The organism is Paracoccus sp. NIOT.M2S5SZ12 (assembly GCF_057748165.1).
The window spans coordinates 1-14,493 of sequence record NZ_JBYLFR010000003.1 but is presented as its reverse complement, the minus strand read 5'-3'; the positions used below and the strand labels follow the sequence as shown (position 1 = coordinate 14,493).

Below are 14,493 nucleotides of genomic sequence, written 5' to 3'. Positions count from 1 at the left end.
GGCCACATCGTGCCGCAGCCGCCCCGCGCGCACAAGCCGGGGCCGCGACGCCCGCCGGGCCCGGACGGCAAAAGACCGCCGATCCCCGGGGGATGGCGGTCCTTGGCGGTCTTCGGACGCAGGGCGTCCTCGGACAGGCGCGATCTTACTTGATCTTGCCTTCCTTGTATTCGACATGCTGACGCACGACCGGGTCGTATTTCCGGACGGTCATCTTTTCGGTCATCGTGCGGGCATTCTTCTTGGTCACGTAGAAGTGGCCGGTGCCGGCGGTCGAGTTCAGCCGGATCTTGATGGTGGTCGGCTTCGCCATGGTTGTTGCTCCTGCTTCGGGGCAATCGCGCGCCGCAAACCCCGTGGAATTCGTATCGAAGCCGCCTTTTAGCCGCGCGGGCGGCGAAGTCAACCGCCAAACCCCCGCGCGGACCGGAAAAAGCCGCGATCAGCCGTGATGGATGGCCACGGTCTTGACGCGGGTGAAGCCGTAGAGCGCCTCGAACCCCTTCTCGCGGCCGTGCCCGGAGCGTCCGGTGCCGCCGAAGGGCAGCTCGACCCCGCCGCCCGCGCCATAGTTGTTGACGAAGACCTGCCCGCAATCCAGCGCCGCAGCCATGCGCAGCTGCCGCCCCCCGTCGCGGGTCCAGACCCCCGCGACCAGGCCGTAATCGGTGCCGTTGGCCAGGCGCAGGGCGTGGGCCTCGTCGTCGAAGGGCATCAGCACCTGCACCGGGCCGAAGATCTCCTGCTGGGCCAGGTCGTGGTCCGGCGGCACCTCCGCGAACAGGGTCGGGCGCACGAAATGCCCGGCCGGATCGGCGTCGGGATGGATGCGCCCCTGCCCCGCGACGGCCAGTTCGGCCTGTCCGCGGTCGATGAAACCCTGCACCAGCCGCCGCTGCCGCGCCGAGACCAGCGGCCCCAGGTCGCGGCTGTCCTGCGCCGGACCCGCGACCAGCCCGTCATAGATCGCGGCCATCCGCGCGCGCACCGCGTCATAGACGCCGCGCTGGACCAGCACGCGCGACGCGGCCGAGCAGGTCTGCCCCGCATTCTGCAGGCAGGAGGAGACCAGCACCGGCACCGCCCGGTCCAGGTCCGCGTCGTCGAAGACGATCTGGGGCGACTTGCCGCCCAGCTCCAGCGTCAGCGGCACGACATGGGCCGCCGCCGCGCGCTGGATCGCGGCGCCCGTGGCGACCGATCCGGTGAAGGACAGGTGATGCACGCCCGGATGGGCGGAGAGCGCCGCGCCGACCTCGGCACCGAGGCCCGTCACCACGTTCAGCGCCCCCGCGGGCAGCCCCGCCTCGGCCGCGATCTGCGCGAAGACCAGCGCCGAGAGCGAGGCGTCCTCGGCCGGCTTCAGCACCACGGCGTTGCCCGCCGCCAGCGCCGCCGCCACCGCCCGGCCCAGGATCTGCATGGGATAGTTCCACGGGATGATGATCCCGCAGACCCCGTGCGGCTCGCGCAGCGTATAGACGGCATAGCCCGGCTGATAGGGAATCGTCGTGCCCATCAGCTTGTCGGCCGCGCCGCCATAGAACTCCAGATAGCGCGCCAGCGCCGCCGAATCGCGGCGCGACTGGTCCAGCGGCTTGCCCACGTCCAGCGTCTCGATCAGGGCCAGGTCCTCGGCTCGCGCCTCCACGCGGGCGGCCATGCGGGTCAGGATGCGGCCCCGGTCGGTCGCGGTCAGCGCGCCCCAGTCCCCGGCCAGCGCGCCCTGGGCCGCGGCCACGGCCGCATCGACGTCCGCCGCCGCTCCCTGCCCGATGGCGCCGATGACGCGGCCCGTGGACGGGTCCTCGACCGGCAGGGTGCGGCCGCCGTCAGGGGTGCGCCAGGCGCCGCCCACGAAGATCCGGGTCGTGTCGATGCGGGTCAGCGCATCCAGCGCGGGCGCGGCGGAGAGGGTGTCGGCGGCGGTCATGGTCGCTCCTGTCGTCTGGAGAAAAATCGCATCCGCGTCTTGTGACCCGCCCCCGCAGGGGCCAAGCTGCCCCCCTGACAGAGGAGGAGCGGACGATGGAAAAGATGACGGTGGGCATGGTGGGCGTGGGCCTGATGGGGCATGGCATCGCGCGCAACCTGGCGGCCAAGGGCTGGCCGCTGATGTTCCTGGACCATCCGGGCAACCAGCCCTCCGAGGATCTTGAGGCGCTTGGCGCGACGCGCGTCGGGGCGCTGGCCGATCTGGCGGCCTGCGACGCGGTGATCCTCTGCGTCTCGGGCACGCCGCAGGTCGAGGCGGTGCTGCTGGGCGACGGCGGCCTGCTGACCACGATGCGCCCCGGCACGGTGATCGTGGACTGCTCGACCGCGATCCCCAGCTCGACCCAGGCCCTGGCCGATCGCACGCGCGAGGCCGGCGGCGCGTTCATGGACGCCGCCATGACCCGCACGCCGCTGGAGGCGGAACAGGGGCGGCTGAACCTGCTGGTCGGCGCGGATGGCGACCTCTTCAACCGCATGCGCCCCCTGCTGGGCGCCTTCGCCGAGAACATCGTCCATGCCGGAGAGGTGGGCGCGGGCCACACGCTGAAGCTTCTGCACAACTACGTCTCGATCGGCTGCGCCACGCTGATCAGCGAGGCCGCCGCCTGCGCGCGCCGCGCGGGCATCCGCGACACGGTCTTCGTCGACGCGCTGGCCAAGGGCGGCGGGCACGGCGCGGCGCTGGACCGCATCGCGCCCTTCCTGCTGGAGGGCGACGTGTCGGGGATGAAGTTCTCGGTCGCCAATGCCGCCAAGGACCTGGCCTATTACCTGCAGCTGTCGCGCGACGTCGGCGCGGATCACCACGCGGCGACCGGGGTGGACGCCGCGCTGCAGTCGCTGACGCGGGACGGCTTCTCCGACAGCTATCTGTCGCAGGCGGCCGAGGCCTTCGGCCGGGACCGGAGCGGCCACGACTAGGCCGCGACCTGCGGCCAGGGCCGCGCGGGGGGGGCCATGCGCTCCCACGCGCGGGCGGCACGCAGCACGCCCATGTCGTCGAAGCGCCGCCCCGCGATCTGCAACCCGATGGGCACGCCCGCCGCGTCATGGCCGCAGGGTACGCTGATCGCGGGTTGTTCGCCGATGTTGAAGGGCGCGGTGAAGCCGATATGGCTCATGGCGCGCGCCACGTCATTGGCGTTGGGATAGGCCCAGTCCGCCGGAAAGCTGACATTCGGAGAGACCGGCGACAGGATCAGGTCGAACCCCTGCGTCGCCACGGTGGTGCGGCGGCGGATCTCGACCGTCGCGCCATAGCTGCGCCAGACATCCTCACCGGCCCGGCCCAGACCGGATTCGGCCCATTCGCGCACCAGGGGCAGGATCTTCGCGCGCTGTTCGGGCGACAGCGCCTGCACGTCCAGCCCCGCCCGCGTGCGCCAGAAATCGTCCAGGCCCTGCAGCAGGTCGGGGCTCATCCACGGCTCGATCGGCTGGACCTCGGCGCCCGCCCGTTCGAACAGCGCCGCCGCGGCCGTCACCGCGTCGCGGACCTGGGGATCGACCGCCATGCCGCAGCCCGCATCCATCAGCAGGCCGATGCGCAACCCGTCCAGGTCGCGGTCCAGGTCCAGCCAGCCGATATCGGCGGGCGGCAGGGACATGTGGTCGCGCGCATCGGGCCGGGACAGCACCGCCATGGCCATGGCCGCGTCGGTGACGGTCCGCGTCATCGGCCCCGCCGCGCGCCCCATGAAGGGCGGGTCGATCGGCACGCGCCCCAGGCTGGGCTTCAGCCCCACCAGCCCGCACCACGCGGCGGGCAGCCGGATCGATCCGCCGATGTCGGTCCCAAGATGGATCGGCCCATAGCCCGCAGCCCCCGCCGCCCCCGCCCCCGCGCTGGAGCCGCCGGGGTTCATCGCGGTGTTCCACGGGTTGCGCGCCAGCCGGTGAAAGCTGGACAGGCCCGAGGACAGCATCCCGAAATCGGGCATGGTCGTGCGGCCCAGAAAGACCGCGCCCGCCTCGCGCATGCGGGCGGCGGGGGGCGCGTCCTCGGCGCGGGGCGTCATGTCGCTGACCGCGGTGCCCAGGGGCATGGGCACGCCGCGGGTGGCGATGTTCTCCTTGACGGTGATGGGCACGCCGTCCAGCGACACGCCGCCCACCGTCAGCGGTTCTCCGCGCCGCCAGCGGTCCTCGGACGCGCGGGCGGCCTTTAGCGCCTGGTCGTGATCGACGGTCCACATCGCGTTCAGCACCGGCTCGCAGGCGTCGATGCGCTCCAGCACGGCGCGGGTCACCTCGACCGGGGACAGGCTGCGCTCGGCAAAGGCCGCGGTCATCGCGGCGGCGGTCAGGTCGGCAAATGCGGTCATGGGGTCCTCAGATGATCCGGGTCAGCAGGCCCGCGGCCAGGCGCGCGCGCTCGGGCAGGCTGTCGATCTCGATATGTTCGTCCAGCGTATGCAGGCCGCGGCCGCGCACGCCGATGCTGTCCAGCGTGGGCACGCCCATCGCGCCGGTGAAGTTGCCGTCCGACCCGCCGCCCGACCGGTCCGAGGACAGGTCGAACCCGATCTGCGCCGACAGGTCGCGCGCCAGGTCATAGAGCGCCATCGTACCCGGCTGCGGCTCCCAGACCGGGCGGGTGACGCCGCGGGTGACGGTAAACTCCACCCCGTCCCGCTCGCCCTGCAGCGCCAGCATGGCCGCGACACCGCGGTCCAGGTCGGCTTGCGTCTTGGCCATGGACAGGACCTCGGCCCGGCATTCCGAGGCCACGCAGTTCACCCATTGGCCGGCATGGATGACCCCCACCGAGAAGGTGCAGTCCTCGGTGGTCATCGCCTCGATCTCCAGGATGCGGCGGGCCATGGCGGCGATGGCGGACCGGCCGTCCTTCAGCGCCCAGCCCGCATGGCTGGGCCGGCCATGGGTCAGCAGGTCGAACCGCGCGATGGCGTATCGCCCGATCACCGCGCCCCCGTCGGGCAGCGCGGGTTCGGGCAGCAGCACGGCGCGCTGGCCGCGGGCGGCATCCTCGATCAGACCGCGGGTGGCGGGGGTGCCGACTTCTTCATCGGGGGTGAAGAGAAACGTGACCGGCAGGGGCGTGGTCAGTCCCGCCCGCGCGATCTGGCGCATCGCCTCAAGAAAGACGTAGTTGCCGCCCTTCATGTCCATGATGCCCGGCCCCCAGGCCTTGCCGTCCTGCACCCGGAAGGGCAGCTTCTCCAGCGTGCCGACGGGATGGACCGTGTCCATGTGCCCCGACACCAAGATGCCCGGCTTGCCTTGGTCGGCATGCGGGAAGGTCGCGCGGATCGAGGTGCCGAAGCCCATGGTGCCCGGCACCGTCTCGACCGTGGCGCCGATCGCGGACAGATCGCGCGCGGCCAGGTCCATCATCCGGCTGACGGCGCCCGCGTCCCAGGTCGGGCTTTCGCATTCGATCCAGGGACGCAGGCCCGTCAGCATCTCCTCCGCGTCGAAGGGCAGGTCCAACGCGCTCATGCCGCCACCGGCAGGCGGCGTTCGATCAGCCGGGCATAGATCGACGCGCCGACGGGCAGGATGCCCTCGTCCAGCACAAAGCCCGGATTGTGCAGCGGCACCGTGCCCGCATGGCCCAGGTTGCCATAGGCGCCGGGGACCTGCTGCAGCATGTCGGCGAAATCCTCGGACCCGGTGAAGGGCTGGGAATCGTCGCGCACATTGTCCGCGCCCAGCACGTCGGCGGCGGCCTGGGTCCAGGCGTCCGACAGCTCGGCGTCGTTCACCAGCACGTCGAAGATCTCGCGGAAGTCGCAGGTGATCCGCAGGTCGAAAGCCTGCGCGGCACCCTCGCAGATGGCGCGCATCCGCGCCTGCATCAGGTCGCGGACCTCGGGGCGGAAGAAGCGGATCGTGCCGGCCAGTGTCGCGGTCTCGGGCACGACGTTATAGGCGCTGCCCGCATGGATCTGGGTCACCGACAGCACGGCCTGATCCAGCGGCGCGACGTTGCGGCCCAGGATCGTCTGGAACTGCCCCACCAGCCCCGATGCCGCGACCAGCGCGTCGCGCGACTGCTGCGGCATGGCGGCATGGCTGCCCTTGCCCGTTACGGTGATGTCGAAAAAGGACGCCCCCGCCATGGCCGGCCCCTTGCACAGCGTCGCGCGGCCCGGCTGGCCGGTCGGCTGGTTGTGCATGCCATAGACCTCGTCGACCGGGAACCGCTGGAACAGCCCGTCCGCGATCATAGCGCGGGCGCCGCCCAGACCCTCCTCGGCGGGCTGGAAGATCAGGACCGCGGTGCCGTCGAAGTTGCGCGTCCGCGCCAGATACTGCGCGGCCCCCAACAGCATGGTCGTGTGCCCGTCATGGCCGCAGGCATGCATCTTGCCGGCCTGGGTCGAGGCATGGGGCAGCCCCGTCGCCTCCTGGATCGGCAGCGCGTCCATATCGGCGCGCAGGCCGATGCGGCGGTTGCCCTGACCCCGGCCATGCACGATGCCCACGACGCCGGTACTGCCCACGCCCTCGTGGACCTCGTCCACGCCCCATTCGCGCAACTTGGCCGCGACGACCGCGCTGGTGCGGACCTCCTCCATGCCGATCTCCGGGTGCGCGTGCAGGTCGCGGAAAATCTCGGTCAGTTCCGGGACGGCGGCATCGATCTCAGGCAGGTTCGGCATGTCTCACCTCTGGCATGGCACGGAAGTTCTGGAAGTCCCATGACCGGCCGGGGGCGGCCTCGATCAGGGCGCGGGTATAGGGATGGGCGGGCGCGGCCAGCACCTCGCCCGCGGGGCCGTGTTCCACCACGGCGCCGCGCTGCATGACGATCACCTCGTCGCAGATCTGGGCGGCGACGCGCAGATCGTGGGTGATGAAGACGATGGCGATGCCCAGGTCGCGCTGCAGCTGGTCCAGAAGGTCCAGCACCTGCGCCTGCACCGACACGTCCAGCGCCGACACGGCCTCGTCCGCGACCAGCACGTCAGGGCGCATCATCACCGCGCGGGCGATGGCGATGCGCTGCCGCTGCCCGCCCGAGAACTGGTGCGGATAGCGGGCCAGCGCGTCGGCGGGCAGGCCGACGACGCCCATCAGGCGCGCGGCCTCGGCCATCGCGTCCGCACGGCTGGCGCCATAGTTCAGCGGCCCCTCGATCAGGCTCTCGCCGATGGTCCAGCGCGGGTTCAGCGACCGCATCGGGTCTTGGAACACCACCTGCAGCTTCCGGCGGTGCGGGCGCAGCGCCGCCCGCGACAGGGTCGCGATGTCGGCATCGTCCAGCAGGATGCGCCCTGAACTGGGGTCGATCAGCCGCATGATGCAGCGCGCGACGGTGGACTTGCCGGACCCGCTCTCGCCCACGATCCCCAGGGTGCGGCCGCGGGGCAGCGCAAAGGTCACATCCTTGGCGGCATGCGCTTGCGGAAGCTTGCGCAGGATGCCGCCGCCGCCATAGACCTTGTTCAGCCGCTCGACCCGCAGGACGGCGTCCTCCGTCACGGGCCGCGCCTCGCGGGGCGACAGGCTGGGCACGGCCTTCAGCAGCTTGCGGGTATAGTCCGCCCGCGGGTCGCGCAGCAGCGCGCCCACCGCGCCATGCTCGACGATCTCGCCCTGCTTCATCACATAGACGGTGTCGGCGATCTCGGCGACGACGCCCATGTCATGGGTGATGAACAGCACCGCCGTGCCGTGGTCCTTCTGCAATTCGTCGATCAGCGCCAGGATCTGCTTCTGCGTGGTCACGTCCAGCGCGGTCGTGGGTTCGTCCGCGATCAGCAGGACGGGCTCCAGCACCAGCGCCATCGCGATCATGATCCGCTGGCGCTGGCCGCCCGACAGCTGATGCGGATAGCTGCGGAAGATGCGCTCGACATCGGGAAGATGGACCTGCTCCATGATCGCCACGGCGCGACGGCGGCGTTCCGTGGCGGAGAGGTCGGTGTGCAGCTCCATCACCTCCATGATCTGGTCGCCCACGCGCAGCACCGGGTTCAGCGCGGTCATCGGCTCTTGGAAGATCATCGCGACGCGGGCCGCGCGCAGGTCGCGCATCTCGGCCTGCGTCAGGGGCAGCAGATCGCGGCCCTGCAGCCGGATCGTGCCCCCCGCGACGCGCAGCGCGTCGGGCAGCAGTCCCATGATCGCCAGCGAGGTGACCGATTTCCCCGACCCGGATTCACCCACCAGGCAGACGGTCTCGCCCGCGCGGATGGTCACGTCGATGCCCTTCAGGACCGCGGGGTTTCCCGGCGTCTCGGGCAGGGTCACGGTCAGGTCGCGGGCCTCCAGCACCACGTCGGCCGCGTCGAAGTTGCGTGTCTTGAACTGCATCAGCCTGCCCTCTTCTTCAGCCGCGGGTCCAGCATGTCGCGTGCCGCATCGCCCAGAAGGTTGATCGACAGGATGCACAGCGACAGCGCGATGCCGGGATAGAGGATCAGCTCCGGCTTGATGCGGAAGAACAGCCGACCCTCGGCCATGATGTTGCCCCAGGTGGGAGTCTCGGTGCTGACGCCCGCGCCCAGGAAGGACAGGATCGCCTCGGTCAGGATGGCACTGGCCAGGATGTAGGTGCCCTGCACGATCAGGGGCGCCGTGGTGTTCGGCACCAGGTGGCGCACCAGGATCTTGCGCATCGGCGTTCCGAGCGCGATCGCGGCCTCGACATAGGGCTCCTCGCGCGCCGACAGGACCACGGCGCGGACCAGACGCACGACGCGGGGGATCTCGGGGATGGTGATCGCGGCGATGACCGATCCGACCGACGGCCCGTTCAGCGCCACCAGCGCGATGGCCAGCAGGATCGAGGGGATCGCCATCAGCGCATCCATCGCCCGCATGATGATCGCGTCCGCCGTGCGGAAGAAGCCCGCGATCATGCCGATGACCAGGCCCAGAAGGACCGACACCACCGCGGTGGCGATGCCGATGATCAGCGACAGCTGACCCCCGATCAGCACGCGGCTGAGGATGTCGCGGCCGAAATTGTCGGTGCCGAGCGGGTGGCCCTCGATGGGTCCCTTCAGGCGGGCCAGCGGGTTCATGGTCAGCGGGTCGTGCGGCGCGATCCAGCCCGCCAGCAGCGTCAGGACGACGATGACGGCCAGCACGGCGGCCGCGATGCGGCTGCCCAGCCCGAACCGGGGCAGGCGCAGCGCGCGCAGGACCGGCTGCATCGCCGAGGTCGGTTGCGGTGCCTGTGCCATCAGTAACGGATCCTTGGGTCAAAGAGGCTGTAGCTGAGGTCGATCAGCAGGTTCACCAGCACATAGAGAAAGCTGGTCAGCAGGATCATCGCCTGGATGACCGGATAGTCGCGCGCGAGGATCGCATCGACGGTCAGGCGGCCCACGCCGGGGATGTTGAAGACCGTTTCCGTCACCACCACGCCCCCGATCAGCAGGGCAAATCCGGTGCCGATCACGGTCAGGATCGGCACGGCCGCGTTCCTCAGCGCATGGCGGAACAGTACCCTGCGTTCCGGGGCGCCCTTGGCGCGGGCGGTGCGGATGTAGTCCTCGCCCAGGACCTCCAGCATGTTGGCCCGCGTCATGCGCGCGATCAGCGCGACATAGATCGTGGACAGCGTCAGCGCGGGCAGGAAGGCGTTTGACAAGAACCCGCCCAGGCCCGCCGACAGCGGCGTGAAGCCCTGCACCGGGAACCAGCCCAGTTGCAGCGAGAAGATCAGGATGAACAGGTATCCGATCACGAAGACCGGCACCGAAAAGCCCAACACGGAAAACGTCATCACCGCGTAATCGGCGATGCTGCGGTGCTTCCACGCGGCCAGCACGCCCATCGGCACGGCGATGGCCACCGACATCAGGATGGTCAGCACCGCGATGGACAGCGTCGGCCCGATGCGGTCCGCGACCATCGTGGCCACCGGCGTGTTCGAGATCAGCGACACGCCCAGATCGCCGCGCAGCAGCTGTCCGACCCATGTGATGAACTGCACGTGCAGCGGCTGGTTCAGGCCCATCTGTTCGCGGATGCGCTCCAGCGTGGCGGGGGTGGCCATGTCGCCCGCGATGATCGCGGCCGGGTCGCCCGGCGTCAGGCGCAAGAGCAGAAAGACGAAGACAGCGACCAGCAGCATCACCGGAATGACAGCCAGAATCCGCCGCAAGACATAGCCCAGCATCAGGTTTCCCTCATCAGGTGGATGGGGGCGGCGGGACCGCCCCCGGCATGGCTCACTCGGATTTCTGCAGGCCCCAGAAGACCGGCACGGGGCTGTCGATCATCTCGGTGATGGTGGTCCGGCGCGCCTGCGGCAGGGTGTACTGGCCCAGGGGGATCAGCAGGCCGTTCTCCAGCGCATGGGCCTGGATCTTCTCGGCCACGGCCTTCTGGGCGGCGGCGTCGGGGGCGTCGATGAACTCCTCCTTCAGCGCCTCGATGGTCTCGTCGGTGGGCCAGCCGAACCAGGCGTCGTCGCCCCGCCCGTTCAGCATCGGGTTCGAGATCGGGTTCGAGATCTCGGGCACCATCCAGTTGGTGATGAAGATGTTCCAGCCGCCCTCGGCGGGCGCGCCCTGGCTCGCGCGGCGCGTGACCAGCGTCTGCCAGTCCATCGGCTGCATGTCGACGGTGAAGCCCGCATCGCGCAGCGCCTGCGACACGACCACGGGCTGGGTCACCAGCGCCACAAGGTCGGTCGGCGCCATGATGACCACGGGCGTGCCGTCATAGCCCGCCTGCTCCAGCAGCGCGCGCGCCTCCTCGGTGCCGCCGCCCTGGGTCAGCGTCTCGGCCCCGGCCTCGCTCTCCAGGGGCGTGCCGCAGCCCAGGACCGCGCCGCAGACCTGGTAGTATTCGGGGTTGCCGACCATGGCGGCCAGGACCGGCTCCTGCGTGACGGCCTTCAGCGCGGCTTGGCGGACCTGCGGATTGTCGAAGGGCGGGTGCAGGAAGTTCATCCGCGTCATGGTCTGCATGCCGGTCGGCTCGCGCTTTTCGACGACGATGTTCGGATCGCCCTCCAGCAGCGGGATCAGGTCGACCTGCATCGCCTCGATATAGTCGATCTCGCCGCCCGACAGCGCGTTCACGGCGGTCTGCACGTCGGGCATGTTGACCCATTCGACGCGGTCCACGTTCACCACCTTGCCGCCCGCCATCCAGTCGGCGGGCTCGTCGCGCGGGACGTATTCGTCGAACTTCTCATAGACCACGTTCAGGCCGGGCTGGAACTCGGCCTCGACGAAGCGGAAGGGGCCGGAACCGGTATAGTCGGTGATCGCCTCGTCGGCCGATGTCTCGGCCACGCGGGCGGGCATGATGAAGGGTGGCAGCGCGGACTGCTTGGACAGCACGTCCAGCATCGGGACGAAAGGCTCGGTCAGGGTCCAGGTGATCGTCTTGTCGTCTGTGGCCTCTAGGCTCGCGGTGCGGTCCATGATGACCTGCCCGCCGGCATCCTTCTGCGCCCACCGGTTCAGCGAGGCGACCGCATCGGCCGCCGTCACCGGCGCGCCGTCATGGAAGGTCAGCCCGTCGCGCAGGGTGAAGGTATAGGTCAACCCGTCCTCCGACACGGTCCAGTCGGCCATCTGCGGCTGCGGCTGGAACTGGCTGTCCTGCGCGATCAGCACGTCATAGATCATGTAGGCGTGGTTGCGGGTGATGTGCGCGGTGGTGATCACCGGGTCCAGCACGCGCAGGCCGGAATGCATCACGGCCTTGATCGTGGTTTCGGCCCAGGCCGCGCCGGTCAGCATGGTCGAGGCCAGAAGCCCCGCGGAGATGGTCTTGAACATGGCATCCTCTCTGTTGGTCGGGTTGCGCGGCCGATCTTGGCGTCAGCCTTGCGCGGATGGGGTGAAGGGGCGCCTCCCGGCTCCATCCGGAGGCCGGGAGACAGGCAGCGGAAGGGCAGCGCCGCCGGGCTGACGGGCATCGGTCCCGGCGCAGCGCAGGTCAGGATTTCCGCCGCGATAGGCGCAAAATCGGCGCGGAAGTGGTTCGAGCTTTTGACGACCAAGACGGCCTGATCCTCGGGGGTGATGCCCAGGAAGCGGAACATCTGCCGGTCGGCCATCTGCGCCTTTTCCGACGCCACGGCCACGCGCACCCCGCCCATGCGCAGGCAGGCCGCGGGCCCGAGCGTCAGATGCGCGCCGCCGTAATAGGGACCCGTGGCGTGGCAGGCGCCGTCCGACAGATGCTCGACCGTGAAGCGGCCCTCGAAGGGCGCGTCGCCGGGCGTGCCGGACCGCCCGCCCAGGGCCAGCGCAAGGGTGGCGCCCTGCCCCGCCGCATGGGCGGCGCGGGCGGCCTCGGGGTCCCAGATCAGCCCGATGGCCGCGTCCTGCGCATCCGCCGCGACCAGCGCGCGCAGCATGCCGGTCGTGTCGGAATCGCCCCCCGCGCCGGGATTGTCCTGCGTGTCGACAAGGATCATCGGGCCGCCCTGATGGCGCATGGCGCGGGCGACCGCCTCGGCCGGGTCCAGGCATTCGCCCCGGAACCCCTCCTCGGCCCCGCGCAGGGCCTGGGCCAGGCCGTCGGCCAGCGCATCGGCCTCGGCCTGCGTGTCGGCATAGGCCAGCACCGACGGGCGGCAATCGGCAAAGTCGGCGGCCGGAAAGCCCATGAACAGCGACAGGCAGGCGCCTTGGTCATCGCCCGCCGCCACCTGCGCATAAAGGTCGCGCGCGGGCTGCCGGTCGGTCGCCTGCCAGGCGATGGGGATCAGGAAATCCCCTTGCCGGAAGGCCCGCGCCGGGCGCGCCCCCGCCATCAGCCGGTCCAGCCACGCGGCCGCGCGCCGCCCGGTCTCGGCCATGTCCACATGCGGATAGGTGCGAAACCCCACCATCAGGTCGGCGCTCTCGACCATCAGCGGGCTGATGTTGCCGTGCAGGTCCAGCGCCGCCACCACCGGCACGTCGGGTCCCACCACCGCCCGCACCCGCGCCAGCAGCGCGCCCTCGCCGTCCGGCGCCCCCTCGGCCACCATCGCCCCGTGCAGGTCCAGGAACACCCCGTCCAACGGTCCGGCCTCGCGCAGGCCGCGCAGGATCTCCTCGGTGATCGCGGCAAAGCAGTCGGCGGTGACCGGCGCGGAGGGCACGGCCCCCGCCCAGACCAGCGGCAGCAGGTCCCAGCCCTGCCCCCGCGCATGCTCGATCGCCCCGGCCACCGGCAGGTTCACCCCCGGCGCGCGCGCCAGGATCTCCGCCCCCCGGCTCAGCGGCAGATAGCCGCCGCCCTGCGCGAAGGCCGCGCGGTCGGCGGGGCTGGGGGCAAAGGAGTTGCTCTCATGCACGAAACCCGCCAGCGCGACGCGATAGGCCCGCCGGTCCGGGCGGTCAGCAGAGGTCGCAGCAGGGTCGGTCTGTCGCAATGTATTGCCATCCGATACAGTTGCATTGTATTGCGAGTGTATTGAGCCAAAATTGATCCTGTCAACGCCGGAGACTGCATGGAGCGCAATTTTCACTCCGACCCGTCCGCGGAGGACGGATCGGGCCCGGCCGACCCGCTCTTCGTGCAGTCGCTTGCCCGCGGAATAAGCGTGCTGGAGGCGTTCCGCGGCGCCGAGGGGCCGCTGTCCCTGGCCCAGATCGCCGCACGCAGCGGCATGACGCGCAGCGCGGCGCAGCGTCTGGTCCACACGCTGCGCAGGCTGGGCTATCTGATCCAGGCCGAGGACGGGCGCGGCTTCCGCCCGCATCTGCCGATCCTGGACCTGACGCATGACTTCATGCGCCTGAACCCGCTGGTGCGGCGCGCGAATCCCATCCTGCTGGAGCTGCGCCGCAGCGTGCGCGAACGGGTGGACCTGTCGCTGTTCGACGGCAAGCGCATGGTCTATGTCACCCGCATGCAGAGCAAGCGCGAGACGTTCTTTGCCACCTTGGTGGGCAAGAGTGTCCCGGTGACGGGCAGTTCGGGGGGATGGGCCGTGCTGGCCATGCTGCCCCCGACCGAGGCCGACGCGATCCTGGCGCAGGCCCCGCTGCACCCGGTCACGCCCCGCACGCTGACCGACCCCGACGCGATCCGCGTGCAACTGGCCCTGGTGCGCGAGACCGGCCACGCGCTGGCGTTGGAGCAGATGCTGATGGGCGAGGTCGCGCTTGGCGTGGCCATTCCCGACGCATCGGGCCGTCCGGTGGGCGCGATCCACATCGTCGCCTCGCTGTCGGAATGGGAGCCGGAGGAGTTCCGCCGCCGCGTCGCCCCCCTGGCCGCAGAAGCCGTGCGCAGCATCACCGCCGCCTGACGCGCGGAAGAGGACCGCCAGACCGACGATGACCACCGCTGCCGCTTTGCGCCCAGAGCGCGGAAACGGCGGCACTGAGCCGAAGCCCGGACAGCGTTTCGCAGCATTCTAGACCTGTAAACAATCGATTTTACCTATGTATTTCGGTCCGTGTGATTGAAGCTTCGGAACTGACGGGGTTGACGATCAATGAGTCTGGAGCCTAGTACTACAGTTGCATTTGCCTTGCGTTTCTGGTTCATCTTTCTCTGGGATTGGGAGGGATTGTCATGTCTGTTGCGGATTGGTCGGGCAGTGTTTCAGAT

12 protein-coding genes are annotated in these 14,493 nt (G+C 70.1%); 2 read left to right on the top strand and 10 right to left on the bottom strand.

Going from position 1 to position 14,493, the window contains the following annotated elements; all coding sequences use genetic code 11:
• Nucleotides 1-145 precede the first annotated feature (145 nt).
• Complete coding sequence (rpmG, locus tag AC2SGK_RS03560) at nt 146-313, bottom strand: 50S ribosomal protein L33 (protein ID WP_022707377.1); 168 nt, start codon at nt 311-313, stop codon at nt 146-148.
• Between the two features lie 129 nt (nt 314-442).
• Nucleotides 443-1,933, bottom strand: a complete 1,491-nt coding sequence (locus AC2SGK_RS03555; protein WP_488322216.1) for an aldehyde dehydrogenase family protein — start codon at nt 1,931-1,933, stop codon at nt 443-445.
• Nucleotides 1,934-1,974: 41 nt separating this feature from the next.
• On the opposite strand from AC2SGK_RS03555, the gene AC2SGK_RS03550 reads away from it, so the two are divergent.
• Nucleotides 1,975-2,919 carry an NAD(P)-dependent oxidoreductase gene (locus AC2SGK_RS03550; protein WP_488322215.1) on the top strand — a complete coding sequence of 315 codons (945 nt, stop codon included), beginning with the start codon at nt 1,975-1,977 and terminating at the stop codon, nt 2,917-2,919.
• On the opposite strand, the gene AC2SGK_RS03545 is transcribed toward AC2SGK_RS03550, so the two are convergent.
• From AC2SGK_RS03545 to AC2SGK_RS03510, 8 genes are read right to left on the bottom strand one after another with little or no spacing between them, the layout of a single operon-like run.
• A complete protein-coding gene (locus AC2SGK_RS03545) occupies nt 2,916-4,322 on the bottom strand; it encodes an amidase (protein WP_488322214.1) in 1,407 nt (468 codons plus the stop codon). The two genes, AC2SGK_RS03550 and AC2SGK_RS03545, sit on opposite strands and share 4 nt — an antisense overlap.
• 7 nt (nt 4,323-4,329) lie before the next feature.
• Nucleotides 4,330-5,460: a M20/M25/M40 family metallo-hydrolase gene (locus AC2SGK_RS03540; RefSeq protein ID WP_488322213.1), complete on the bottom strand. Its 1,131-nt coding sequence runs from the start codon at nt 5,458-5,460 to the stop codon at nt 4,330-4,332.
• Nucleotides 5,457-6,626 (bottom strand): M20 aminoacylase family protein, encoded by a 1,170-nt coding sequence (locus AC2SGK_RS03535; protein ID WP_488322212.1) that lies wholly within the window; start codon nt 6,624-6,626, stop codon nt 5,457-5,459. Before AC2SGK_RS03535 ends, AC2SGK_RS03540 begins: the two co-directional genes overlap by 4 nt.
• The gene (locus tag AC2SGK_RS03530) at nt 6,610-8,283 is read right to left on the bottom strand and encodes an ABC transporter ATP-binding protein (RefSeq protein WP_488322211.1); all 1,674 of its coding nucleotides are present in this window, start codon (nt 8,281-8,283) and stop codon (nt 6,610-6,612) included. The genes AC2SGK_RS03535 and AC2SGK_RS03530 overlap by 17 nt, the downstream gene beginning before the upstream one ends.
• Complete coding sequence (locus AC2SGK_RS03525) at nt 8,283-9,158, bottom strand: ABC transporter permease (RefSeq protein ID WP_488322210.1); 876 nt, start codon at nt 9,156-9,158, stop codon at nt 8,283-8,285. Before AC2SGK_RS03525 ends, AC2SGK_RS03530 begins: the two co-directional genes overlap by 1 nt.
• The gene (locus AC2SGK_RS03520; RefSeq protein ID WP_488322209.1) at nt 9,158-10,099 is read right to left on the bottom strand and encodes an ABC transporter permease; all 942 of its coding nucleotides are present in this window, start codon (nt 10,097-10,099) and stop codon (nt 9,158-9,160) included. Before AC2SGK_RS03520 ends, AC2SGK_RS03525 begins: the two co-directional genes overlap by 1 nt.
• 52 nt (nt 10,100-10,151) lie before the next feature.
• On the bottom strand, nt 10,152-11,717 hold the full coding sequence (locus AC2SGK_RS03515) for an ABC transporter substrate-binding protein (protein WP_488322208.1): 1,566 nt from the start codon (nt 11,715-11,717) through the stop codon (nt 10,152-10,154).
• Nucleotides 11,672-13,306 carry a M81 family metallopeptidase gene (locus AC2SGK_RS03510; protein ID WP_488322207.1) on the bottom strand — a complete coding sequence of 545 codons (1,635 nt, stop codon included), beginning with the start codon at nt 13,304-13,306 and terminating at the stop codon, nt 11,672-11,674. The genes AC2SGK_RS03515 and AC2SGK_RS03510 overlap by 46 nt, the downstream gene beginning before the upstream one ends.
• A gap of 78 nt (nt 13,307-13,384) precedes the next feature.
• Between AC2SGK_RS03510 and AC2SGK_RS03505 the strand changes: the two genes are divergently transcribed.
• A complete protein-coding gene (locus AC2SGK_RS03505) occupies nt 13,385-14,188 on the top strand; it encodes an IclR family transcriptional regulator (RefSeq protein ID WP_488322206.1) in 804 nt (267 codons plus the stop codon).
• Nucleotides 14,189-14,493 lie beyond the last annotated feature (305 nt).

Bases quoted from the DNA above. Each gene is read 5' to 3' on its own strand.
- rpmG (WP_022707377.1), bottom strand. From the start codon at position 313: ATGGCGAAGCCGACCACCATCAAGATCCGGCTGAACTCGACCGCCGGC.
- AC2SGK_RS03555 (WP_488322216.1), bottom strand. From the start codon at position 1,933: ATGACCGCCGCCGACACCCTCTCCGCCGCGCCCGCGCTGGATGCGCTG.
- AC2SGK_RS03545 (WP_488322214.1), bottom strand. From the start codon at position 4,322: ATGACCGCATTTGCCGACCTGACCGCCGCCGCGATGACCGCGGCCTTT.
- AC2SGK_RS03540 (WP_488322213.1), bottom strand. From the start codon at position 5,460: ATGAGCGCGTTGGACCTGCCCTTCGACGCGGAGGAGATGCTGACGGGC.
- AC2SGK_RS03535 (WP_488322212.1), bottom strand. From the start codon at position 6,626: ATGCCGAACCTGCCTGAGATCGATGCCGCCGTCCCGGAACTGACCGAG.
- AC2SGK_RS03530 (WP_488322211.1), bottom strand. From the start codon at position 8,283: ATGCAGTTCAAGACACGCAACTTCGACGCGGCCGACGTGGTGCTGGAG.
- AC2SGK_RS03525 (WP_488322210.1), bottom strand. From the start codon at position 9,158: ATGGCACAGGCACCGCAACCGACCTCGGCGATGCAGCCGGTCCTGCGC.
- AC2SGK_RS03520 (WP_488322209.1), bottom strand. From the start codon at position 10,099: ATGCTGGGCTATGTCTTGCGGCGGATTCTGGCTGTCATTCCGGTGATG.
- AC2SGK_RS03515 (WP_488322208.1), bottom strand. From the start codon at position 11,717: ATGTTCAAGACCATCTCCGCGGGGCTTCTGGCCTCGACCATGCTGACC.
- AC2SGK_RS03505 (WP_488322206.1), top strand. From the start codon at position 13,385: ATGGAGCGCAATTTTCACTCCGACCCGTCCGCGGAGGACGGATCGGGC.